Consider the following 22,415-nt stretch of genomic DNA (forward strand, 5'->3'; position numbering starts at 1 on the left):
CTGCGCAGCCGCTTCCTGCGACGCTGTGCGCCTTAATCGAGAGTCAGAATGGCCGCTCCCTCCTCCTGGTCGCTGCACGAGCAGCTGCAACAAGACACCATCGACATCGGCGACCTCCCTCTCAGCCGCGTGCTGGTGGTGAAGGACGCGCACTACCCCTGGCTGATGCTGGTGCCGCGCCGCGCCGACACGACCGAGATCATCGATCTCGACGAGGTCGCGCAGGGCCAGTTGATGACCGAGATCAACCGTGTCGGCCGGGCGCTCAAAGAAATCACCAAATGCGACAAGCTCAATGTCGCGGCGCTCGGCAACATGGTGCCGCAGTTGCACGTCCACATCATCGCGCGCCGCAAGACCGATGCCGCTTGGCCGCGGCCGATCTGGGGCGTAATGCCGCCACTCGCCCATGACGCGGCAGAAGTGCAGCGCTTCATCTCAGAACTCCGCCGCAAGATCTGGCTCGGTTGACCATCATGACAAGCAAGCTGTTTCCGCTCGGCCATCCGGCCTTCGTCTCCAACACGCTCGACCGCGCCGCGCATCTGCGCTTCAGCGACGAGAAACTGTTCGCGCTGGAGGGCAAAAGCTCCTCGCGCGCTTATGTGATCTACCGCGACTCGCTGGTCATGAAGAAGGATGGCGATGCCCAGCGCGCGCTGCTGACCATCGACGAGGCGCTGAAATTCGGCGCCAATCCTGGCACTATCTTTCTGGGCCTGCGTGATGGCGATGCTGTGTTCGGCATGGGCATCGGCGCACCCGCCGTCGAAAAGCTGTTGACCCGCGACGATGTCGTCGTCAGCGAACTCCGCGGCATGGCCATGCAGGGCATGGTGCCGCCGGAACAACTCTCGGCGGTTGCACAGGCCAAGTCGCTCGTCTCCTGGCATCAGCGCCACGGGTTTTGCGCCAATTGCGGCGCCAAGTCGTCGATGGCCGAAGGCGGCTGGAAGCGCGTTTGCCCGAGCTGCAAGACCGAGCATTTCCCGCGTACCGATCCTGTCGTCATCATGCTGGTGGAGAAGGGCGACAAGTGCCTGCTCGGCCGCCAGAAGCAGTTCGCTCCGGGCATGTATTCGTGCCTTGCCGGTTTCGTCGAAGCGGCCGAGACCATCGAGGACGCGGTGAAGCGCGAGATCTTCGAGGAATCCGGCATCCGCTGTACCGACGTCACCTATTACATGACGCAGCCCTGGCCCTACCCGTCATCCCTGATGATCGGCTGTTCGGCGCGCGCCATCAGCGACGAGATTACCGTCGACAAGATGGAACTTGAGGACGCCCGGTGGTTTGACCGTGACGAGGCGATGCTGATGTGGAAACGCGAACACCCGGACGGGCTCGCGGGGCCGCACCCATTCGCCATCGCGCATCATCTGCTCGGTCGCTGGCTGCATCCCGACCAAGCCTGACCACGGGGAATCCCTCATGAGTGCCACGCCTGTCCACGTATTGTGTATCGGCCTGCCGGTTCGCGACCTGACCTTTGCCGTCGAAGCCGTCCCGGGGCGTGGCCAGAAATTCCCCTCCCAACGTTTCGCCCAGATCATCGGCGGCAATGCGCTCAACGCCGCCATCGGCGTCAGCCGGCTGGGTGGCCGGGCGTCGATGACCGGGCCGATGGGCGACAAGAACGAGACCGCCGACCAGTTTCTGTTCGACGACCTCGCCAAGGAAGGCATCGACTCCGCGCATCTGGTGCATATGCCGGGTCTGGTGACACCGATCTCGGCCGTCATGATCGACCCTTCGGGCGAGCGCACCATCGTCACCTTCCGCGATCCCGAACTCTGGAAGGTAAAGCTGCCCGACCACGACCTGCTGCTGCAGGACTGCAGCGCCATTCTGGTCGAGAGCCGCTGCGCCGGCTTCGCCACCGAGCTGTGCATCGAGGCACGTCATCGCGGCATTCCCGTCGTCGTCGATATCGACAGCACGCTGTCGCAGCGCGAGGGCCTGCTGACCGCCTCCTCGCACCTGATCTTTTCGGACGATGCGCTGCAATCGACCGCCGGCATCACCGACAATCTCAAGGCGCTGCAGAAGATGGCGACGCTCACCTCGTCCTTCCTTGCTGTCACCCGCGGCCCCAAGGGCACCCTGTGGCTCGACGAGCAGGGACATCCCAAGGAAACCCCGGCCTTCCCCGTTCACACCGTGGACACCCTCGGCGCCGGCGACATTTTCCATGGCGCCTTCGCGCTGGAATTCGCGGGCGGCAAGTCGGTACCGGAGGCGCTGCGCTTCGCCTCCGCCGCCGCGGCCCTGAAATGCACCCGCTATGGCGGTGCTTTTGCCTGCCCGCAACGTGCTGAAGTCGAACAGCTTTTGAGGGAATCCAGAGTCGGCGCCCTTAGCTGAGGCGGTACAGGGCTTGCCTTGGAAGAATGTTCTATATATGAGGTTACTCGACCCCATAATTAGAACAAAGTTCTTCCCATGACCGATGTCGCCGACCAGCCCCTTGAATCCACCCGCCGCCTCGATGCGATCGATCGCAAGATCCTGACCGTCCTGCAGGAAGACGCCTCGCTGTCGGTGGCCGAGATCGGCGACCGCGTGGGGCTTTCGTCGACACCGTGCTGGAAGCGCATCCAGCGCCTCGAGGCCGATGGCGTGATCCTCCGCCGGGTTGCCCTGGTCGATCAGAACAAGATCGGCCTCGGTATCTCGGTGTTTGTCTCGGTGGAGAGCGGCGACCATTCCGACGCCTGGCTGAAGAAGTTCGCCGATGCCGTGAGCGCCATGCCCGAAGTCATGGAATTTTACCGGATGGCCGGCGACGTCGACTACATGCTGCGCGTGGTCGTGGCCGACATGCAGAGCTACGACATCTTCTACAAGAAGCTGATCAGTGCCGTGGCCTTGAAGAACGTCACCTCGCGCTTCGCCATGGAGAAGATCAAGTCGGTCACGGCACTGCCGGTGCCGCCCATGCCGGCTGCTTGAGAAATACCGCGCTGTCGTCGCCCTGTCGGACCGGGCGACGACGCCGAAACAGATCAATCATACACTTCGATTGAATCAACAATAATGATCAATTAGATTTATTGATCAAACGGCATGAGGATGTGGCCAAACCGGAGTTTGGCCCATGACCGTTCTTGCCCAAGATGCGAACCGTACCAGCCCGCTTGCTGCTCGCAACCTCCCGCTTCTTCCCGGATTGGCGCTCACCGGCGCCATCGCCGGCACTGCACTCGCCTTGCGTGAAATCCCCTATATCGGCCTCGCCAGTCCGATGATCCTGGCCATCGGCATCGGTATCGCGATCCAGAACACATCCGGCGCGCCGGCTGCGGCCAAAGCCGGCATCAGTTTCTCCATGCGCAGCATCCTGCGCTTCGCCATCATCCTGCTCGGCCTGCAGCTCACCGCGGCGCAGTTGCTGGAAGTTGGCGGCATCGGCTTCGCGGTGATCGCGGCGACGCTCCTTGCAACCTTCATCTTCACCACATGGCTTGGCCGCACGATGGGTCTCGATCGCCGGTTGGTCGAACTGATCGCCGCCGGCACATCGATCTGCGGCGCGTCCGCCGTGATCGCAACCAACACCGTGACCCGCGCGCCCGATGAGGATGTCGCCTACGCGGTCGCCTGCGTCACCATCTTTGGCTCGATCGCCATGTTCGTCTATCCGCTACTCGGTAGCGTGCTGCAGCTCGACCCACATCATTTCGGGCTTTGGGCTGGCGCATCGATCCACGAGATCGCGCAGGTGGTCGCGGCCACCTTCCAGCAGAGCCGCGACGCCGGCGAATTCGGTACCGTCGCGAAACTCGCGCGCGTGATGATGCTGGCACCGGTGGTGATTGCACTCGGCCTGCTGGCGACGCGACGCGCACGTTCCATCGGCGCGGAATCCGGCAGCGCCAAGGTGCCGATGCCGTGGTTCGCCTTCGGCTTCGTGGCGATGGTGATCCTGAATAGCCTCGTTGACGTGCCGCATGCAGCTATGAGCGTGATCATTCCGATCACGACCTTCCTGCTGACCATGGCGCTCGCCGCCATGGGGCTGGAAACCAATATCCAGAAGCTGCGCGCCAAGGGCCTGCGCCCGCTGCTGCTGGGTGCTGCAGCCTTCCTGTTCATTGCCGGCTTCAGCCTCATGCTGGTGAAACTGACTACATGATGGAGATGCCATGACGCTCGAACAGCTCCGGATCTTCGTCGCCGTCGCCGAACACGAGCACATGACGCGGGCTGCCGAGAGTCTGCATCTTACCCAATCTGCCACCAGCGCCGCCATTGCGGCGCTGGAAGCGCGCTATGCGACGCAGCTGTTTCACCGCGTCGGCCGCCGCATCGAATTGACCGAGATTGGCCGCGCCTTTCTGATCGAAGCCCGGGCCGTGCTGGCACGCGCTGCCGCCGCGACGACCGTCCTCACCGATATGGCTGGCATGACGCGCGGCTCCCTTGCGCTGGCCGCGAGCCAGACCGTCGGCAACTACTTTCTGCCGCCTGTCATGGCGCACTATCGCCAGCGCTTCCCCGGAATCGACCTCAGCCTCCGCATCGGAAATACCGAACAGGTGGCCGATTGGGTGCGCGACGGCGAAGTCGATCTCGGCATCGTCGAAGGCGCGGTTGACGATCCGGCGCTCGCGACCCAGCCCGTGGGCGACGACGAACTTGTGCTGGTGGTCGGTCAATCGCATCCATGGGCGCGACAACGCACGATCGCGCCAGCTCAGTTCGCCGAGACGCAATGGGTGCTGCGTGAAGTCGGCTCCGGCACGCGCGCCATTGCGCAATCGGTACTGGACCAATCAGGAATCGCGCCCGATGACATCCGTATTGCCATGGAGCTACCGTCGAACGAAGCCGTCTGCGCGGCCGTCGTGGCCGGCGCTGGTGCGAGCATCATCTCACGCCTGGTTGCCGCCGCCTTGATCGGCAGCGGCGATCTCATCGCCCTCGAAGCCTCGCTGCCGACACGGCGCTTCATCCAGCTGCGCCACAAGGAGCGCTATGTGACGCAGGCGGCCAGGGAGATGTCGGAGATGATCATGGCGGATCAGGCAGCCCGCCTGTAGCTCTGCACGATCTTCCACTAACTGTTATCGCCCGGCTTGACCGGGCGATAACAGCAGAAATTAGATCGTCTGGTTATACGCGCCGACTTCCGGATGCGTCCGCAGCACCACATTCATGGCTTCGAACATGTCGTGCATCCGCGCTTCGGAGACCGGGCTTTCGACAACGACCACCAGCTCCGGTTTGTTCGATGACGCCCGCACCAGACCCCAGCTGCCGTCCTCGCAGGTGACGCGCACGCCGTTGACCGTCACGAGATCGCGGATCGATTGTCCGGCGACCTTGTCACCCTTCTTCTGCGCATCCTCGAAATGCTTCACCACCGCAGCGACGACGCCATATTTGGTCTCGTCGGCACAATGCGGTGACATCGTCGGCGACGACCAGGTCTTCGGCAACGCCTCCTTGAGATCGGCCATGGTCTTGCCGGGCGCGCGGTCCATCATTTCGCAGACCGCAATCGCTGAGACGAGGCCGTCGTCATAGCCACGGCCCACGGGCGCATTGAAGAAGAAGTGACCGGACTTCTCGAAGCCAGCGAGCGCCTTCAGCTCATTGGTGCGGCGCTTCATGTAGGAGTGGCCGGTCTTCCAATAGGTCGTCTTGGCATTCTGCTTCTGCAGCACCGGATCCGTCACGAACAGTCCGGTCGATTTCACGTCGACCACGAAGGTCGCATCCTTGTGAACCGCGGACATATCGCGCGCGAGCATCACGCCGACCTTGTCGGCGAAGATTTCCTCGCCGGTGTTGTCGACGACGCCGCAGCGATCGCCATCACCGTCGAAACCAAGACCGACATCGGCCTTGTGTTCGAGCACCGCATCGCGGATCGCGTGCAGCATTTCCATGTCTTCCGGATTCGGATTGTATTTCGGGAAGGTGTGATCGAGCTCGGTATCGAGCGGAATCACCTCGCAGCCGATCCCTTCCATCACCTGGGGTGCGAAAGCACCAGCGGTGCCGTTGCCGCAGGCCACGACGACCTTCAGCTTGCGCTTCAGCTTCGGACGATTGGTGAGATCGGCGATATAGCGCGCCGGATAGTTTTCGTGGAATTGATAGGAGCCGCCAGCCTTGTTCTTGAACTCGGCATTGAGCACGATTTCCTTCAGCCGGGCCATCTCGTCCGGACCGAAGGTCAGCGGCTTGCTGGCGCCCATCTTCACACCGGTCCAGCCATTGTCGTTATGCGAGGCTGTCACCATGGCGACACAGGGCACGTCGAGATCGAACTGCGCGAAATAGGCCATCGGCGTTACCGCGAGGCCGATATCATGGACCTTGCAGCCGGCGGCCATCAGGCCCGTCATCAGCGCGTATTTGATCGAGGCGGAGTAGCCACGGAAATCGTGTCCGGTGACGATTTCCTGCTTCTGGCCGAGTTCTGCAATCAGCGCGCCGAGCCCCATGCCCAGCGCCTGAATGCCCATCAGGTTGATTTCCTTGCCGAACAGCCAGCGCGCGTCATATTCGCGAAAACCCGTGGCCTTTACCATCGGCTCGGATTCGTAAGCGTAGGTATTCGGCACGAGCAAGGGCTTCGGCTTCGGAAACATCGCAGGACCTCGCATCAATTGGGATCAATCTTGAATGCGCAGGCTTAGCCTTTGCGCACGCCTGTGGGAAGACGCATGGGCATTCAAGGATGCGAGTTTGTTTAGAATTGGGCTGCGGCGTAAATGCGTGGGGATATGAGGTACTACTGTTCGAGTACCATCCGGCCATTTGCATATTCGAAGCGTTTCAACTTCGAGAGAAACGACAGGCCGAGCAGATTCTCGGACAGTGCCTCATCGGGCAGCACCATCGCATCGACATCACGCACGGTGAGTTCACCGACCTGCACGACAGCGATTCGCGTGCGCGCAGCCTTCAGCGTTCCGTTCGCCGTTGTCACCGTGGCGTTATAATCGGCACGCGACGGACGCAGACCAAATCGCGCCGCCGACTTTTCATTCAATGCGATGACGGACGCGCCAGTATCGACCATGAAGCCGATGCGCTGGCCCTCGATGCTCCCCTCAGTCTGGAAGTGACCGCGCGCATCGCGCGCAATCGACAGGCTACGGACACCGGCCTTTGCATTGGCCTGTGTGGTGGGTGCGGGGGATGACGCCTTCGCCATGGCCGGCGTCGTCGCCGTCATCTTGTCGGCCATCTGCGCCATCACGGTGCCCAGACCGATCAGGATCGCCGCGAAGAACATGATACTACGCATACGCAACCTCACTGAACGCCATCAGGGGAACCGCGAGTTCATCACACGGGCTCACCACCGTCCGTTCAGGACGGTCTTCAGGACGGTCTTACAGACTGCTATTTTCGCGAAAAGGATGAGCGAAGCGTTAATGAGCGGCACTTTGTCGCCGAGCTGTGCCCTTGGATTTATCGGGCGCGGCCTGCGGCTGCTGGTTTTGTGCACTTCGCCTGATCGGAGCGACCTGCTCGAGCCGCTTTCCCTGCGCATCTTCTACCAGCAGGCGGATCGTCTGATTTTCGCCGGGCTTCGCAGGCTTGAGCTGGAGCGGCTTGACGATCCATCCGCCGTCGAGAACGAGGTCCTTGATCTCGATGGTGTCGGAACTCTGCCCCACACCGAAACGGATTGGCGAATTGCCGCCTTTCACCACCGCCCTCACGGTGATTTGGCCCGCGGGCTCCACCGGCTGAGGCGAAATGTCGATGCTCGAGAGCTGGTACGGCGCTTCCTTTGCAGAGCTCGATGTCTCGGAACCGAAGTAAAAGCCGACGATCGTGCCAAACACTCCGAGCAGAAGCGAGAGAACTTCCTTGCCTCTTTGAAACCTTCCATCATTTTTATCGGTCGGCTCTGGCCCGACCAATGTCGACAGAACGAGAGCAACGGCAATGCCGATCGTGACGACCGCAAAGAGATAGGTGATCAACCCGCGTGCCAGATCGGTCTTGGCCATGCCGACGAGAAATCCATGATCGATTCCGAATATGGACGCTCCAATCATGACGAAAAGACTGAGCAGGATCAGCATTGCGAGAACGACGATCGGATTGCTGAAATCCGCCGTCCATTCTTTCGGATCGCGTCCTGCGTTTACGGTGTCTTTTGCTGTCGCGTTGTCAGCACCTTTCTGACCGCCTGCCGCATTCTGATCGTCTTCAGGCATACGAAATCCCCTGAAACATCGAACTCAATACACACCTTCGACCAGCCCGAAAGACATCCCTGCCGAGGCCGGGCAAAACACGATACGGTCGCCTCGCTTCAACCGCCCGTCCCTGGTTGCCGTATAGAGCGCTGCCGGAATGGAGGCGGAAACCAGATTTCCGAATTTTCGAAAAATGCCCGTATGGAGCTTGCTCCCTAGACCGAGCCGCGTCGCCATCAGCGCCAGTCCCGCCTCGCCTGGATTGTGCGGCAGCCAAGCATCGACGGCAGCAATATTAGTCGCATTCTGGTAGTTCTGCCGGACAAATGCAATCATTTCCCGGATTGCCACCAGGCCCAGACGTTGTCCGTAGGCAGCGAGTTGATGATTGCCATTTGCTCCGATGCGCGGATCGGGCTCGCAGTAATCCTCGAAGCCATCCAGTGGCAGGTTGCACAGCGACGCATATTTCGGAATTGACTTGAATTTGAAATTCCACCGGTTTTCAGAACGCGACAGAACCGTGGCCGACACGCCCTCGCCGATTGTAAGCGACGGAAAGCTGAATTCGAGATGCGCGTCAGAGCGAATTCCCAGGATGCCGGGCAGGCCATGCTCGTGAACACCAAATTCGGCATTTACGACAAGAATGTTTGAATAGGACATTGCCGCAAGAAAGCCGTTCGCGACTTGCAATGCGCGAACCCAACTCATGCACGCCTCGCTGATGTCAAAGGCCTGGCACGTACCCCCGAGCGCCTTGGCAATGAATGCCGCGTTTGCGGGCTCGAGAAAGCCGCGCCCAACGCCGCAAAATATGACCAGATCTATCTTGGCCGCGGTCATGCTCGCTTCTTCAAGGGCAGCGCGCATCGCGTCCATGATCAGATCGAAGCCTTTTTCCCCGCCTTTCCGATCGCGGATATATCGGGTCTCGGCTCCAACGTTCTCGAACATCGCACCAATTTTTCTGCAATAACGTAACACGTCGTCTGACGGAGCCCGCACATTATACTCGCGGATGCGCTGAAGGATGTCTTCATTGGTCAGGCATTGAGACGGCGTGCGTAGCGCTACGGATCTGATGATCACGATTTCCTCACGAACTATCAATCGCCTCGGCGATCGATTGCAAATACGCGCAAGCTAGAAGACAGAAAGCTCTGTGTGTAGCTTCTTCAAGTCCAAGCTGCATTCACGTCCAGCTACGAAAACCAGACGCGGACGCCTGCTCAGGCCGGAATCGATCAACGATTTTGTCCAGCGGGACCATTCTGTCCCATAATTCATGAAATGCCGCCCGTGTGAACAAGTGAATCCGGTCAAGTCCCGCGCGGCTTCACGCGGCGCGTCGGCAGCGCATTGGCGGGATCTTCCGGCCAGGGATGTCGCGGATAGCGGCCGCGCAGGTCCGAGCGCACGTCGAGGTAGCTGCCACGCCAGAAGCCCGGTAGATCGCGCGTCACCTGCACCGGCCGCTGCGCCGGCGACAGCAATTCCAGCACCAGCGGCACCTTGCCCTTGGCGACCGACGGATGGGTGTTGAGCCCGAACAATTCCTGTAGACGGACGGCAATGGTCGGCCCCTGCTCGGCTTCGTAATCGATCGCCAGTACCGTCCCCGTCGGCGCCTCGAAATGCGTCGGCGCTTCCTTGTCGAGCCGCGCACGCAGATCCCAGGGCAGCAGACCCATCACGGCGTCGGACAGATCGCCCGCCGAAAAGTCCTTCAGCGAGATCTTGTCGAACAGCGCCGGCATCAGCCAGCTTTCGCGCGCCGCAGCGAGCGCAGTGTCGGACAGATCGGGCCAGGCGTCGCCTTCCGACGCACGCAGGAACATCACGCGCCCCCGCCACTGCTGCAGCGCCTTGGACCATGGCAGGCGATCGATGCCCGCGGCAACCAGACCGTCGGCGAACACGCGCGCGGTGTCTTCGGACGGTTTCAGCGTGAACGGCGCTTCGGACAGCGTGATCGCATGCAGCACACGCTTGCGACGGCCGCGCAGCGACATCGACGCCCGATCGAAACTGACATCGTCGGTATTCTCGATCTGATCGGCGAAACGCGCCTCGATATCGGCCTGCGCGATCGGTGCCGCCAGCAGGATACGGCCATTGGCGGCGGTGCCGGTGAGCTCGGCCACCGCGATATAGGGCGCCCGCGCGAGCGCCGCGCTTTGTTCGATCGACGCCCCACGACCATTGGCGAGCACGAAACTGCCATTGCCGCGATTCTTGGCCACGCGATCCGGGAATGCAAAGCCGAGCATAGTGCCGGTGGTCAGCGTATCCGAGGTTGGGCTGCGGCGGTCGAGCCCCCTCCCCCCTTGCGGGGAAGAGTCGGGGATGGGGGTGCCCCACGCTCCGACCTCACTTGTGGACCCCCCTCCCCGACCCTCCCCCGCAAGGGGGGAGGGAGCAGAAGCGCCGCGCCCGTTGCCTTCGACCTGCGACGCCCAGCGCTCTGCGAGCTGCCGGGCGCTGCCGGCGCGCTGCGAGCGGTCGCGGCGGAATTGATCGAGGCGGTGGTCGAGATCGACACTGTCGCCACCAAGACCACGTTCGGTGAGGATGGCGGCGATCTCGGCGGCCTCATCGCCATGACCGAAGCGCGCCGAATCCACGATCATGCGCGCCAGTCGCGGCGGCAGCGCCAGCGCACGCAGCGCGTGACCTTCCTCGGTGATGCGGCCATCGCCATCCAGCGCGCCGAGTTCGCCGAGCAGGCCGCGCGCTTCCTTCAGCGCCGGCGCCGGGGGCGGATCGAGGAAAGTCAGTTGTGCGGGATCGCTGACGCCCCATTGCGCGAGATCGAGTACCAGCGTCGACAGATCGGCGCTGAGAATTTCGGGCTGCGTATAGGCCGGCAATGAGGCAGTCTGCGGTTCGTCCCATAGCCGGTAGCAGATGCCGGGCTCCGTACGTCCGGCGCGGCCGCGGCGCTGATCGACGGCGGCGCGCGAGGCCCGCACGGTTTCCAGCCGCGTCAGTCCGATGTCCGGCTCATAGCGCGGCACGCGCGCGACGCCGGAATCCACCACGATCCGCACGCCTTCGATGGTCAGCGAGGTCTCGGCAATCGAGGTCGCCAGCACCACCTTGCGCTGTCCCTTGGGCGCGGGCTGGATGGCACGGTCCTGCACGCCGGCATCGAGTGCACCGAACAACGGCACGATCTCGATGGATGCGTCCTGCACGCGCTCGGCGAGGAAATTCTGCGTGCGACGGATCTCTGCAGCGCCCGGCAAAAACGCCAGCACCGAGCCGGGATCGGCGCGCAAGGCGATCGCGATGGCGTCGGCCATCTGCCGCTCGAGCTGGATATCGGGCTTGCGGCCGAGATAGCGCGTCTCCACCGGATAAGCGCGGCCCTCGCTGGCGATGACCGGCGCGTCGCCAAGCAGCTTCGCGATGCGCGCACCGTCGATGGTTGCCGACATCACCAGGATACGCAGATCCTCGCGCAATCCGGTCTGCGCGTCGCGCGCCAGAGCGAGTCCCATATCGGCATCGAGCGAACGCTCGTGAAATTCGTCGAACAGCACCGCGCCGATATTCTTCAACTCGGGATCGTCGAGGATCTGCCGCGAAAAGATGCCTTCGGTGACCACTTCGATCCTGGTGTTGCGCGAGATCTTGGAGCCAAAGCGGACGCGATAGCCGACGGTTTCGCCGACGCGCTCGCCCAGCGTTTTCGCCATCCGCTCGGCGCTGGCGCGGGCTGCAATGCGGCGCGGCTCCAGCATGATGATCTTTTTGCCCTTCAGCCACGGCGCATCGAGCAACGCCAGCGGCACGCGCGTGGTCTTGCCGGCGCCCGGCGGCGCCACCAGCACCGCGGCGTTGCCGGCGTCCAGCGCGCCTGACAGCTCATCGAGCACAGCGTCGATGGGCAGGGATGTATCGAAGGTTCGGGTCAAATCAGGCTCTGTAATGGTCCCGGCTGTCATACGCGGCAGCGGAGCGGCGGACCATCCCACATTCCTTAACCTGCGTTAACCACCCCGCCAAACTCGCCCTGCCGCGACCATTTGCGGGGCATATTTGGGGTTCAGAGAAAGGCAATTGAAACCGATCTCGTCTCATGATCCCGCCAAAAGAAGCGCCGAACAGGGGATACCGATGACCACCAGTGGCACATTCGCCGTCGCCGATCGCGCGGCGCTGTCAGGGACAGAGCGAATCGACTGGGTCGATTACGCCAAGGGCATCTGCATCATCATGGTGGTGATGATGCATTCGGTGCTGGGTGTCGAACTGGCCGCCGGCCAGACCGGCTACATGCATCTGCTGGTGGCCTTTGCCAAACCGTTCCGGATGCCGGACTTCTTCCTGATCTCCGGGCTCTTTCTGGCCCGTGTCATCGACCGCGACTGGCGGACCTATCTCGACCGCAAGGTCGTCCACTTCCTGTATTTCTACGTGCTGTGGGTGACCATCCAGTTCGGCTTCAAGGCGCCCGGCTTTGCTGCCGAACACGGCTGGGCCTATGTCGCCAATCTCTATCTGATCTCCTACATCGAGCCGTTCGGTACGCTGTGGTTCATCTATATGCTGCCGGTGTTCTTCATCGTCACCAAGCTGGCGCGGCGCGTGCCGCCGCTGCTGATCTGGGGCATCGCCGCCGCGCTGGAGATGGCGCATATCAGCACCGGCTGGACGATGATCGACGAGTTCTGCGCGCGCTTCGTCTATTTCTATTCGGGCTATCTGTTTGCGACACAGGTCTTCGCGCTGTCCGATCGGGCTCGGGCCAAGCCGGCGATGGCGCTGGTCGGCCTCGCCGCCTGGGCGCTGGTCAATGCCGCCCTCGTCTATGACGGCTGCAGCGAATGGCCCGTGATCTCGCTGTTGCTCGGCTTTGCCGGCGCGGTCGCGATCATCGTGATGGGCACGCTGCTGGCGAAGATGCAGTGGCTCGGCTTCATCCGCTTCTTCGGCGAGCATTCCATCGTGATCTATCTCGCCTTCTTCCTGCCGATGGCGACATCCCGCGCGCTGTTGCTGAAATTCAGCCCGTTCGACATCGGCACGATCTCGCTGCTGGTGACACTCTGCGGCGTCATCGGCGCGCTGGTGATCTGGCGGCTTGCACTGATGGTCCGTGCGAACTTCCTGTTCGAACGCCCGGCAGCGTTCTGGATTGCGCCGAAGAAGAAAAGCGCGACGCTGCAGGCGGCGGAGTAGAACTTACACCGCCGTCGGCGACCTTCCGTCATCGAGCTTCACGCCGTCCTTCATACCCTCAATTTTGGCGCGGAAACCTTCCGCATCGCCGAAATCCGCAAATCCGACATAATGCGGATGCGGGCCGAGCACGCGGCGTGCATGCTTGATCGGACACCAATAAACCTCGGTGCGCGCGGCAACCTCGCGCACGAAGGCGGCCACGCCGTTACAGTATGAGCAATAGGCGCAGTTCACCTTTTCGATGATGTTGAGGTAAGCGAGGTGATGCCGGTCGAACACCAGATAGTCGCGCCGCCGCACCTTGGGGATGCCATAAATCGGAAAGCAGACCGCCTGATAGGCCATCACCCAGAGATCGATCAGTACGAAGGGGATGATCAGTGAATAGATCGCCGGAGCGGACAATACGATCAGCGGATTGGCGCTGAAGAGGTATTTCGACGCGCCCACCTTGATGGCGCGCTGCAGCTTCTCGATATCCTGCTCGAAGACAATCTTGCGCCGCTCGAAACGGAAGCGCAGCTCTTCCCGCCGGCGGGTCAGCTCGGCCTCGATCTCGGCCTCCACGCCCTTCATCTTGTCCATCAGTTCGGCGAGCTCAGGCATGAAGGGTCCTTCGATTGGCAATGACCGGCGCAAGGGCACATGGAACAGGGCGCGACGCAAGCCGGACCACATGACAAAAACCGGCGGGATGACCGGCCGACAGACTGTCATTTCCGGCGAAAATCCTTAAGTTGCGGCCATGCCGAAAACCTCAGAAACAGCCGCCGCCAAGCCCGCCACCGTCAAGGCCCTCGCGAAGGGTGACCATGTCTTTCTGGTCGACGGCTCGTCCTATATTTTCCGCGCCTATCACGCGCTGCCGCCGCTGAACCGCAAATCCGACGGGCTGCAGGTCAATGCGGTGCTGGGCTTCTGCAACATGCTGTGGAAGCTGATCCGCGACATGCCGCCGGACAACCGGCCGACGCATCTGGCGATCATCTTCGACAAGTCGGAAGTGACCTTCCGCAACAAGCTGTATCCCGAATACAAGGCGCACCGGCCACCGGCGCCGGACGACCTGATCCCGCAATTCGCGCTGATCCGCGACGCCGTGCGCGCCTTCGACCTGCCGAGCATCGAACAAGGTGGTTTCGAGGCCGACGACCTGATCGCGACCTATGTCCGCGAAGCCGGTGAACGCGGCGCGACCGCTACCATCGTATCGTCGGACAAGGATCTGATGCAGCTCGTGACCGAACAGGTCACCATGTACGACACCATGAAGGATCGTCGCCTCGGCATTGCGGAGGTGATCGAGAAATTCGGCGTGCCGCCGAACAAGGTCGTCGAAGTACAAGCGCTAGCCGGCGACAGCGTCGACAACGTGCCCGGCGTCCCCGGCATCGGCATCAAGACCGCTGCGCAACTCATCATCGAATATGGCGATCTTGAAACGCTGCTGAACCGCGCCGGCGAGATCAAGCAGCCGAAGCGCCGTGAGTCACTGATCGAGCACGCCGAGAAGGCGCGCATCTCGCGGCAGCTCGTGCTGCTCGACGACAAGGTCGCCCTCGACGTGCCGCTCGATGACCTCGCGGTGCACGAGCCCGACGCGCGCAAGCTGATCGCGTTCCTGAAGGCGATGGAATTCTCGACGCTGACGCGCCGTGTCGCTGAATATGCCGAGATCGATCCGGCGGATGTGGATGCCGACAGCGCAACGAAGAGCAGCTCCGCGCCCTCCGCTCATAGAGCAGGCGGCGATCTGTTCGGGAACACCGAATCTACACCCACAGTGAAAGGCAAAACAGGCGCAACCAGCCCCGTGAGCGGTAGTGCTCATGCGACCGGTCCAGGCAGCAAGGACGTGCTCACCCCGATCTCGCTGGCCAAGGCCCGCGCCGAAGCCGCGCGCAAGATGCCAGTGAAGCGCGAGGCCTATCAGCCTGTACGCTCCCTGAAAGAGCTCGAGCTATGGATCACCCGCATCCTCGATACCGGTCACGTCGCATTCGAATGCAAGGCGTCGTCGATCGATCCGATGCAGGCCGACATGGTCGGCATCGCGCTGTCGCTCGGTCCGAATGATGCCTGCTATGTGCCGCTGGCCCATCGCCAGTCCGGCGACGGCGCAGGCCTGTTCGCCGCCGATCTCGAGCCCGACCAGATCAAGGCCGCCGATGCGCTTGCTGCGCTGAAACCGGTACTGGAATCCGCGGGCCTGCTGAAGATCGGCTTCAACATCAAGTTTACCGCGGTGCTGCTCGCACAACACGGCATCACGCTGCGCAATCATGACGACGTGCAACTGATGTCCTATGCGCTCGACGCCGGGCGCAACGCCCATGGCCTCGATGCGCTCGCCGAGATCTGGCTCGGCCATGCCATGTTGACCTTTGGCGAACTGATCGGCTCCGGTAAGGGCAAGCTGACGTTCGAACAGGTCAAGATCGACCGCGCCACGGCCTATGCCGCCGAAGACGCCGACGTGCTGCTGCGGCTGTGGAATGTGCTGAAGCCGCGCCTTGCGGCCGAGCGCATGACCACCGTCTATGAGACGCTGGAGCGACCGCTGATTTCCGTGCTGGCCCGCATGGAGCGCCGCGGCATCTCCATCGACCGTCAGGTGCTGTCAAAACTCTCGGCCGATTTCGCGCAGACTGCTGCCCGCATCGAAGCCGAAATCCGGGAGATCGCCGGCGAGGAGGTCAATATCGGGAGTCCCAAGCAATTGGGCGATATCCTGTTCGGCAAGATGGGTCTGCCGGGCGGCAGCAAGACCAAGACCGGCGCGTGGTCGACCTCGGCGCAGGTGCTCGATGACCTCGCCGAACAAGGCCACGAATTCCCGCGCAAGATACTCGACTGGCGTCAGGTATCGAAACTACGTTCGACCTATACCGACGCGCTGCCGAATTACGTGCATCCGCAGACCCATCGCGTTCACACCACCTACGCACTGGCGGCGACCACCACGGGCCGCCTATCGTCCAACGAACCGAACCTGCAGAACATCCCTGTTCGTACCGAGGATGGCCGCAAGATTCGCCGTGCCTTCATCGCCGCGCCCGGCCACAAGCTGGTGTCGGCCGACTACTCGCAGATCGAATTGCGACTGCTGGCAGAGATCGCCGATATCCCTGTGCTGAAACAGGCCTTCCAGGACGGCCTCGACATTCACGCCATGACGGCTTCGGAAATGTTCGGCGTGCCGGTCAAGGACATGCCGGCGGAAATCCGCCGCCGCGCCAAGGCGATCAATTTCGGCATTATCTACGGCATTTCGGCGTTCGGCCTCGCCAACCAGCTCAGCATCCCCCGCGAGGAAGCCGGCGCCTATATCAAGAAATACTTCGAGCGCTTCCCGGGCATCCGCGCCTATATGGACCAGACGCGCGATTTCTGCCGGGAGCACGGCTATGTGCAGACCCTGTTCGGGCGTAAATGTCATTACCCGGACATCAAGGCCTCGAACGCCTCGATCCGCGCCTTCAACGAACGCGCCGCGATCAACGCCCGCCTGCAGGGCACCGCTGCCGATATCATCCGCCGCGCCATGACGCGGATGGAGGACGCGCTGGCGGAGAAGAAGCTCTCAGCCAAGATGCTGCTGCAGGTGCATGACGAACTGATCTTCGAGGTGCCCGACGACGAAGTCGCGGCGACGCTGCCGATCGTGCAGCACACCATGCAGGACGCACCGTTCCCGGCGGTGCTGCTGTCGGTGCCACTGCAGGTCGATGCGCGCGCGGCGGATAACTGGGAAGAGGCGCACTAGTTTTACCGCCCACGAACGGCATTGCAGATGGATTTCGACTATCTGCGATGCTGAATCCGAAATGGTCCGACGCCATCGCATGGACTACACAACGACCATTCCCAGCCTGCGAGTAGTCCCATGCCCCATCTCACGTCCCTGCTCGGCTTCGCCCTCGTCTCGCTCGGCATGGTGCTGACGCCGGGGCCGAACATGATCTATCTGATCTCGCGCTCGATCACGCAGGGGCCTGCGGCCGGCATGGTGTCGCTTGGCGGCGTCGCACTGGGTTTCATCTTCTACATGCTGTGCGCGGCCTTCGGCATCACCGCGCTGCTGTTCGCAGTCCCTTACGCCTATGACGCGCTGAGGCTCGCCGGTGCGGCCTATCTGCTGTGGCTGGCATGGCAGGCGCTGAAGCCGAACGGACGCTCGCCGTTCCAGGTCAAGAAGCTCGCCATCGACAGCCCGCGCAAGCTGTTCGTCATGGGCTTCGTCACCAATCTGCTCAATCCAAAGATCGCGATGCTGTATCTGGCGCTGCTGCCACAGTTCATCGATCCCACGGCCGGCAGCGTGCTGACGCAGTCGCTGGTGCTCGGATCGACGCAGACGATCATCAGCGTCGGCGTCAACGGGCTGATCGCGCTCGGCGCCGGGTCGATCGCGCTGTTTCTCGGCGAGCGACCGACCTGGCTCAAGCTGCAGCGCTGGCTGATGGGCACGGTGCTGGCCGGCCTCGCCGTGCGCATGGCACTGGAAACGCGGAAGGCGTGATCTTCCTAACCTCGCCCCGCTCTTTGCGGGGAGAGGTCGCGCCCACCTTTGCGCGCGGGTGAGGGGCAGGACACCGGGCCTGCCTCACGAACAGTCTATCGGATCGGAAAGTCGAACCACGCGTTGCGTAATACGCGAGTAGCACGGACGTTGTGACGTCAGCGCCATGCCCCTCACCCCAGCCCTCTCCCCGCAAAGGGCGGAGAGAGGGAGCCGACCTCAATCCAGCTTCGCGTCCATGCCGCGCTTCACACCCGGACGCGCCATCAGCGTGTCGTACCAGCGGCCGACATTCGGGAAATCGGCGAACGACACCTTGTGGCGCTCATGCCGCCAGGCCCAGCCGAGGATGGCGAAATCAGCCACCGAGAGCGCGCCGGCAACGAATTCATGGTCGGCCAGGCGACGATCCAGCACGCCATAGAGCCGGCGCGTCTCATCGGAATAGCGCTTCAACCCGTAGGCCCGCTGGGTCTCATCTTCCAGCGCGATGAAATGATGCACCTGGCCGGGCATCGGACCGAAGCCCCCCATCTGCCACATCAGCCATTCCAGCACCGGAATCCGCTCGCCGAGAGATTTCGGCAGGAATTTGCCGGTCTTTTCGCCGAGATAGAGCAAGATGGCGCCGGATTCGAACACGCTGACCGGCTTGCCATCCGGCCCGTCGGGATCGACGATGGCCGGGATCTTGTTGTTCGGGCTGATTTTCAGGAATTCGGGCTTCATCTGCTCGCCCTTGCCGATATGCACCGGGAAGACCTTGTAAGGCAGGCCCATTTCCTCCAGCGCGACGGAGACCTTGCGGCCGTTCGGCGTATTCCAGGTGTGCAGCTCGATAGTCATGCGATTCCTCTTCCGGTCTTGCCTGATCTTGTTGCCCGGTCTGTAGCATCGTCTCGATGGGCGGTAAAACGGCCCGAGAGTGTTGACGAGGCCCGCGCCAGTCTGGAATGTGCCGGAAAGCGTCGATAGATTGCGCCCGGTTCAGCACAGAGACCGTTTCAGCAGAGACATGCCATTGACCAAATCAGCCGCCCGCGCCCGCCTCTTCGAGATCATCCGCGACCGTTCGTTCGGTTATGGTGAGATCACTTTGGCTTCAGGCCGCAAGAGCGATTTCTATTTCAACCTGAAGCCCACGATGTGCCACCCGGAAGGCGCGGCCCTGCTGGCCGAGCTAACCTATGACGCGCTGCGCGACGACAATCTCGATTATGTTGGCGGGCTTGAGATGGGCGCCGTGCCGCTGGCCGGCGCGCTGGCGCAGCTCTCCTGGCTGAAAAACCATCCGATCGCGGCCTTCTTCGTCCGCAAGAAGCCGAAGGAGCACGGTGCACGTCTCGCTGTCGAAGGTCTCGCCAAGGGCGAGACACTGGAAGGCAAACGCATTGTCATCGTCGAGGACGTGACCACCACTGGTGGCTCTGCCGTGAAGGCACTCGATGCGGTGCGCGAGGCCGGCGGCGAAGTCGTGCTGGTCTTCACCATGGTTGATCGCGATGAAGGCGCAGCCGAAACCTTTGCCAAGGCCGGCGTGGCGTTTCGCTCGCTTTACAAGGCCGGGGAATTTCTGAAGGGTTGATCCTTCATCGGCTCCGTTCGCGCACAATGCGCGCAAGGACGCAGTGAAAGGTCACCTTTTGCTTCGCTTCATCGCCCTCGCTGCTTTGCTCCTCATTGTCACGCTTGCGCCCGATATGGCGCACGCAGCCGAGGGCGGCCTCGATGGCACCAGGCTGTCGCTGCTGTGGGCATTACCGTTTGCCGGCATCCTGTTGTGCATCGCCACGGGGCCGGTGCTCTATCACCATCTGTGGGAGCACCATTACGGCAAGTTCGCCGCGTTCTGGGCCACGTTGGTGATCGTGCCGCTGTTCTTCGTGACTGATGCAACGACCGTGGTGCACACGCTCTCCCACACCGTGCTGCTCGAATATCTGCCGTTCATTCTGCTACTGCTGGCGCTGTTCACCGTGGCCGGCGGAATCTATGTCGAAGGCAACCTGCATAACAGCGTCTTCACCAATACGGCGCTGCTGGGCTTCGGCACGCTGATCGCCAGCGTCGTCGGCACCACCGGCGCGTCGATGATCCTGATCCGGCCGCTGATCCGCGCCAATGACGATCGTCGCACTAACGCCCACGTGGTGGTGTTCTTCATCTTCCTCGTCTCGAATATAGGCGGCTCGCTCTCACCACTCGGCGACCCCCCACTCTTCCTCGGCTTCCTCCGCGGCGTCGATTTCTTCTGGACCACGGTGCACATTTTTCCGGAAACGCTGTTCGCGGCCGGCATCGTGCTGGCGATCTTCATGGTGCTCGATGTCTGGCTGCATCACCGCGAAGGCAATCTGCCTGCGAAGAAAGATCCGACGCCGGATTCGCCGTTGCATTTGCACGGCAAGATCAACCTGCTGCTGCTGGTCGTGATCATCGGCGCAATCCTGATGAGCGCAAGCTGGAAGCCCGGCATCACTTTCACCGTACTCGGCACGCCGCTCGCATTGCAGGATTTGCTGCGCGACGTGATCTTCGTGCTGGTGACATTTGCGTCGCTGTGGCTGACAAAGACCGAGCACCGCAAGGCGAACGATTTCAAATGGGGGCCGATCGAGGAAGTCGCACTGCTGTTCGCCGGCATTTTCATTTGCATCGTGCCGGTCATGGCCATGCTGCAGGCTGGTGCCAATGGCCCGTTTGCGTCGCTGGTGGCGCTCGTCAGCCATGCCGACGGTACGCCGAACAATGCCGCCTATTTCTGGCTCACCGGCATCCTGTCGTCGTTCCTCGACAATGCGCCAACCTATCTGGTGTTCTTCGAACTCACCGGCGGTGACGCCAAGACATTGATGGCATCGGGCGCGGCGACGCTGGCGGCGATTTCAGCAGGCGCAGTGTTCATGGGCGCCAACACCTATATCGGCAACGCGCCGAATTTCATGGTCTATGCCATCGCCCGCGACGCGGGCATAAAAATGCCAAGCTTCTTCGGTTACATCCTGTGGTCGGGTGCGGTGCTGATCCCGGTCTTCCTGGTGATGACATGGGTGTTTTTCATCTAGCGCGCCGCGCTGGTTACCATTCATTTACCATGACGCCCTAACATGACACCGCACCGGAGCGTTTTCGCTCGGGCACTGACATGCGGTCGCGGAGCTGGCGTTGCGTCACAATCGAACATCCTCGCGTGTCGTGCGTCCCCTGCTGCTGCTGACGGCCATGAGCCTCGTCGCACTGACCCCACAGATGGCATCTGCGCAGAATTTCTTCGATTTCCTGTTCGGCGGCGGCCAGCCGCAGAAACAGCAGCAGCGCCGCGGCGCGCCCGCGCCGGAGAGCAATTTCTTCTCGGATCCATTCGGCCTCAACACCCCGGCCGAAGCGCCGCCACCGCAGCGCAGCGCATCTATCGGCGGCTCCGGCCCGGCCTTCTGCGTGCGCACCTGCGACGGCAAGTATTTTCCGCTCGGTCGCGGCATGAGCGCGGCTCAGATGTGCCAGGCATTCTGCCCGGCGGCGACCACCAAGGTCCTGTTCGGCAGCAGCATCGAAAGCGCCTCGTCGAGCACTGGCGAGCGCTACAACGATCTGGAAAACGCCTTCGCCTATCGCAAGGCGCTGAAGGCCGACTGCACCTGCAACGGCCGCGATCCCTCCGGCCTCGCGCCGGTCGATCTCACGCTGGACACTTCTTTGCGTCCCGGCGATGTCATCGCCACCACCAACGGTCTCGTCGCTTTCTCGGGCGTCCGCACCGGTAACACCCAGACCGCGGAATTCACGCCGGTGGCAAACTATCCCGGCCTGACCTCGGATGTCCGTGCCCGGCTCGGCGAGATGAAAGTCGCACCAGTCTCCGCCGAAATGATCACCGACGAAGCGCCGATGTCGGAAGCCGCGCGTGATGTAGCGCCGGCTGCTGCCACGACCGTCGTGCCGAAGAGCGCGCCGGCTGCCCGCGCCAAGCGCGCCGAGCTTCAATAGATCATCGACCGACGATGACGCCGATCACGTTCGGCGCCGAGAGATACTTCTCCTCGATCTCGGCACGCGCCGCCGCACGATTCTCCGGCGTCAGCAATCCGCGCTTCTCGGCGAGGATCATCCAGCAATAGCCCCACCAGTCCGTCAGCATACCGTGGTCGTCGACGAGGTCGTAGCCCTGCTCGGCAGCAAAGATCCGCGCATGTGCCTCGTCAAGCTGATCGAGCCAGGCGTGATCTTCCAGCGAGAACAGGTCATCGCTGATGTCGTCCGTCGTATAGCCCCAGACCGAGAGGCAAACGGTGTTGAACTCGCGATCGATCTGATCGTCATCGATCGGATGCCGGCGCGCCATCAAATGCAGCCGCGACAGCGACCGCGCAAAGTCGGCTATGCGGGTGAGAGCAAACTGATCGAAGGCAATGGTGGACATCTAGTCCTCGCGAGCTTGAACAGACCATAGATATTGTAGGCGAAGGCAACGAATCACCTCGGAATATCAATAGCTTACTAATTTGTTCTTAATTTGTTCCAATTTTTAT

At 62.1% G+C, this 22,415-nt stretch carries 20 protein-coding genes; 12 read left to right on the plus strand and 8 right to left on the minus strand.

Going from position 1 to position 22,415, the window contains the following annotated elements; genetic code table 11:
* The first annotated feature begins 48 nt into the window (after nucleotides 1-48).
* The 6 genes from BLW80_RS22830 to BLW80_RS22855 all read left to right on the plus strand — a co-directional run bounded on the left by BLW80_RS22830 (nucleotide 49) and on the right by BLW80_RS22855 (nucleotide 5,042).
* Entirely contained in the window at nucleotides 49-471 is a 423-nt protein-coding gene (locus BLW80_RS22830) for an HIT domain-containing protein (protein ID WP_068732762.1), read from the plus strand.
* A gap of 5 nt (nucleotides 472-476) precedes the next feature.
* Nucleotides 477-1,415 (plus strand): NAD(+) diphosphatase, encoded by a 939-nt coding sequence (gene nudC, locus BLW80_RS22835; protein WP_093760088.1) that lies wholly within the window; start codon nucleotides 477-479, stop codon nucleotides 1,413-1,415.
* A 16-nt stretch (nucleotides 1,416-1,431) separates the two neighbouring features.
* Nucleotides 1,432-2,364: a sugar kinase gene (locus BLW80_RS22840; RefSeq protein ID WP_093759824.1), complete on the plus strand. Its 933-nt coding sequence runs from the start codon at nucleotides 1,432-1,434 to the stop codon at nucleotides 2,362-2,364.
* Between the two features lie 78 nt (nucleotides 2,365-2,442).
* Entirely contained in the window at nucleotides 2,443-2,952 is a 510-nt protein-coding gene (locus BLW80_RS22845) for an Lrp/AsnC family transcriptional regulator (RefSeq protein WP_089262825.1), read from the plus strand.
* Nucleotides 2,953-3,097: 145 nt separating this feature from the next.
* Nucleotides 3,098-4,135 carry a YeiH family protein gene (locus tag BLW80_RS22850; RefSeq protein ID WP_093759826.1) on the plus strand — a complete coding sequence of 346 codons (1,038 nt, stop codon included), beginning with the start codon at nucleotides 3,098-3,100 and terminating at the stop codon, nucleotides 4,133-4,135.
* Between the two features lie 10 nt (nucleotides 4,136-4,145).
* Nucleotides 4,146-5,042: a LysR family transcriptional regulator gene (locus BLW80_RS22855; protein ID WP_093759828.1), complete on the plus strand. Its 897-nt coding sequence runs from the start codon at nucleotides 4,146-4,148 to the stop codon at nucleotides 5,040-5,042.
* A gap of 60 nt (nucleotides 5,043-5,102) precedes the next feature.
* Here the strand turns inward: BLW80_RS22855 and BLW80_RS22860 are convergent, their stop codons facing one another.
* From BLW80_RS22860 to hrpB, 5 genes are all read right to left on the minus strand, one after another.
* The gene (locus tag BLW80_RS22860) at nucleotides 5,103-6,602 is read right to left on the minus strand and encodes a phosphomannomutase/phosphoglucomutase (protein WP_093759830.1); all 1,500 of its coding nucleotides are present in this window, start codon (nucleotides 6,600-6,602) and stop codon (nucleotides 5,103-5,105) included.
* A 143-nt stretch (nucleotides 6,603-6,745) separates the two neighbouring features.
* Entirely contained in the window at nucleotides 6,746-7,264 is a 519-nt protein-coding gene (locus BLW80_RS22865) for a TIGR02281 family clan AA aspartic protease (RefSeq protein ID WP_093759832.1), read from the minus strand.
* A 127-nt stretch (nucleotides 7,265-7,391) separates the two neighbouring features.
* Entirely contained in the window at nucleotides 7,392-8,189 is a 798-nt protein-coding gene (locus tag BLW80_RS22870; protein WP_093759834.1) for a hypothetical protein, read from the minus strand.
* 24 nt (nucleotides 8,190-8,213) lie between these two features.
* The gene (locus BLW80_RS22875) at nucleotides 8,214-9,263 is read right to left on the minus strand and encodes a 3-oxoacyl-[acyl-carrier-protein] synthase III C-terminal domain-containing protein (RefSeq protein WP_139285893.1); all 1,050 of its coding nucleotides are present in this window, start codon (nucleotides 9,261-9,263) and stop codon (nucleotides 8,214-8,216) included.
* Between the two features lie 230 nt (nucleotides 9,264-9,493).
* A complete protein-coding gene (hrpB, locus tag BLW80_RS22880; protein WP_244528392.1) occupies nucleotides 9,494-12,094 on the minus strand; it encodes an ATP-dependent helicase HrpB in 2,601 nt (866 codons plus the stop codon).
* Nucleotides 12,095-12,296: 202 nt separating this feature from the next.
* On the opposite strand from hrpB, the gene BLW80_RS22885 reads away from it, so the two are divergent.
* Nucleotides 12,297-13,361, plus strand: coding sequence for an acyltransferase family protein (locus BLW80_RS22885; protein WP_093759840.1), 1,065 nt, complete (start codon nucleotides 12,297-12,299; stop codon nucleotides 13,359-13,361).
* Nucleotides 13,362-13,364: 3 nt separating this feature from the next.
* On the opposite strand, the gene BLW80_RS22890 is transcribed toward BLW80_RS22885, so the two are convergent.
* Nucleotides 13,365-13,970 carry a hypothetical protein gene (locus BLW80_RS22890; RefSeq protein WP_093760090.1) on the minus strand — a complete coding sequence of 202 codons (606 nt, stop codon included), beginning with the start codon at nucleotides 13,968-13,970 and terminating at the stop codon, nucleotides 13,365-13,367.
* Nucleotides 13,971-14,109: 139 nt separating this feature from the next.
* Between BLW80_RS22890 and polA the strand changes: the two genes are divergently transcribed.
* Together polA and BLW80_RS22900 are read left to right on the plus strand one after the other, a co-directional pair.
* Nucleotides 14,110-17,130 carry a DNA polymerase I gene (gene polA / locus BLW80_RS22895; RefSeq protein ID WP_093759842.1) on the plus strand — a complete coding sequence of 1,007 codons (3,021 nt, stop codon included), beginning with the start codon at nucleotides 14,110-14,112 and terminating at the stop codon, nucleotides 17,128-17,130.
* 120 nt (nucleotides 17,131-17,250) lie between these two features.
* Nucleotides 17,251-17,886, plus strand: a complete 636-nt coding sequence (locus BLW80_RS22900; RefSeq protein ID WP_089262849.1) for a LysE family translocator — start codon at nucleotides 17,251-17,253, stop codon at nucleotides 17,884-17,886.
* Between the two features lie 219 nt (nucleotides 17,887-18,105).
* Here BLW80_RS22900 and BLW80_RS22905 read toward each other — a convergent pair whose 3' ends face one another.
* Nucleotides 18,106-18,732, minus strand: coding sequence for a glutathione S-transferase family protein (locus BLW80_RS22905; protein WP_093759844.1), 627 nt, complete (start codon nucleotides 18,730-18,732; stop codon nucleotides 18,106-18,108).
* 175 nt (nucleotides 18,733-18,907) lie between these two features.
* Here BLW80_RS22905 and pyrE point away from each other — a divergent pair, with 175 nt between their 5' ends.
* The 3 genes from pyrE to BLW80_RS22920 all read left to right on the plus strand — a co-directional run bounded on the left by pyrE (nucleotide 18,908) and on the right by BLW80_RS22920 (nucleotide 21,873).
* On the plus strand, nucleotides 18,908-19,471 hold the full coding sequence (pyrE, locus tag BLW80_RS22910; RefSeq protein ID WP_170849765.1) for an orotate phosphoribosyltransferase: 564 nt from the start codon (nucleotides 18,908-18,910) through the stop codon (nucleotides 19,469-19,471).
* A 115-nt stretch (nucleotides 19,472-19,586) separates the two neighbouring features.
* Entirely contained in the window at nucleotides 19,587-20,951 is a 1,365-nt protein-coding gene (locus tag BLW80_RS22915; protein ID WP_093760092.1) for a sodium:proton antiporter, read from the plus strand.
* Nucleotides 20,952-21,051: 100 nt separating this feature from the next.
* Complete coding sequence (locus tag BLW80_RS22920; RefSeq protein ID WP_502688623.1) at nucleotides 21,052-21,873, plus strand: DUF2865 domain-containing protein; 822 nt, start codon at nucleotides 21,052-21,054, stop codon at nucleotides 21,871-21,873.
* Nucleotide 21,874: 1 nt separating this feature from the next.
* On the opposite strand, the gene BLW80_RS22925 is transcribed toward BLW80_RS22920, so the two are convergent.
* The gene (locus tag BLW80_RS22925; protein ID WP_089262853.1) at nucleotides 21,875-22,306 is read right to left on the minus strand and encodes a hypothetical protein; all 432 of its coding nucleotides are present in this window, start codon (nucleotides 22,304-22,306) and stop codon (nucleotides 21,875-21,877) included.
* Nucleotides 22,307-22,415: the final 109 nt, after the last annotated feature.

The sequence above is a fragment of the Tardiphaga sp. OK245 genome (assembly GCF_900108575.1).
GTDB classification, from domain to species: Bacteria; Pseudomonadota; Alphaproteobacteria; order Rhizobiales; family Xanthobacteraceae; genus Tardiphaga; species Tardiphaga robiniae.

What these genes read in the sequence shown, in the direction of transcription:
- BLW80_RS22830 (WP_068732762.1), top strand. Translation starts at nt 49, where the DNA reads ATGGCCGCTCCCTCCTCCTGGTCGCTGCACGAGCAGCTGCAACAAGAC.
- nudC (WP_093760088.1), top strand. Translation starts at nt 477, where the DNA reads ATGACAAGCAAGCTGTTTCCGCTCGGCCATCCGGCCTTCGTCTCCAAC.
- BLW80_RS22840 (WP_093759824.1), top strand. Translation starts at nt 1,432, where the DNA reads ATGAGTGCCACGCCTGTCCACGTATTGTGTATCGGCCTGCCGGTTCGC.
- BLW80_RS22845 (WP_089262825.1), top strand. Translation starts at nt 2,443, where the DNA reads ATGACCGATGTCGCCGACCAGCCCCTTGAATCCACCCGCCGCCTCGAT.
- BLW80_RS22850 (WP_093759826.1), top strand. Translation starts at nt 3,098, where the DNA reads ATGACCGTTCTTGCCCAAGATGCGAACCGTACCAGCCCGCTTGCTGCT.
- BLW80_RS22855 (WP_093759828.1), top strand. Translation starts at nt 4,146, where the DNA reads ATGACGCTCGAACAGCTCCGGATCTTCGTCGCCGTCGCCGAACACGAG.
- BLW80_RS22860 (WP_093759830.1), bottom strand. Translation starts at nt 6,602, where the DNA reads ATGTTTCCGAAGCCGAAGCCCTTGCTCGTGCCGAATACCTACGCTTAC.
- BLW80_RS22865 (WP_093759832.1), bottom strand. Translation starts at nt 7,264, where the DNA reads ATGCGTAGTATCATGTTCTTCGCGGCGATCCTGATCGGTCTGGGCACC.
- BLW80_RS22870 (WP_093759834.1), bottom strand. Translation starts at nt 8,189, where the DNA reads ATGCCTGAAGACGATCAGAATGCGGCAGGCGGTCAGAAAGGTGCTGAC.
- BLW80_RS22885 (WP_093759840.1), top strand. Translation starts at nt 12,297, where the DNA reads ATGACCACCAGTGGCACATTCGCCGTCGCCGATCGCGCGGCGCTGTCA.
- BLW80_RS22890 (WP_093760090.1), bottom strand. Translation starts at nt 13,970, where the DNA reads ATGCCTGAGCTCGCCGAACTGATGGACAAGATGAAGGGCGTGGAGGCC.
- polA (WP_093759842.1), top strand. Translation starts at nt 14,110, where the DNA reads ATGCCGAAAACCTCAGAAACAGCCGCCGCCAAGCCCGCCACCGTCAAG.
- BLW80_RS22900 (WP_089262849.1), top strand. Translation starts at nt 17,251, where the DNA reads ATGCCCCATCTCACGTCCCTGCTCGGCTTCGCCCTCGTCTCGCTCGGC.
- BLW80_RS22905 (WP_093759844.1), bottom strand. Translation starts at nt 18,732, where the DNA reads ATGACTATCGAGCTGCACACCTGGAATACGCCGAACGGCCGCAAGGTC.
- BLW80_RS22915 (WP_093760092.1), top strand. Translation starts at nt 19,587, where the DNA reads ATGGCGCACGCAGCCGAGGGCGGCCTCGATGGCACCAGGCTGTCGCTG.
- BLW80_RS22925 (WP_089262853.1), bottom strand. Translation starts at nt 22,306, where the DNA reads ATGTCCACCATTGCCTTCGATCAGTTTGCTCTCACCCGCATAGCCGAC.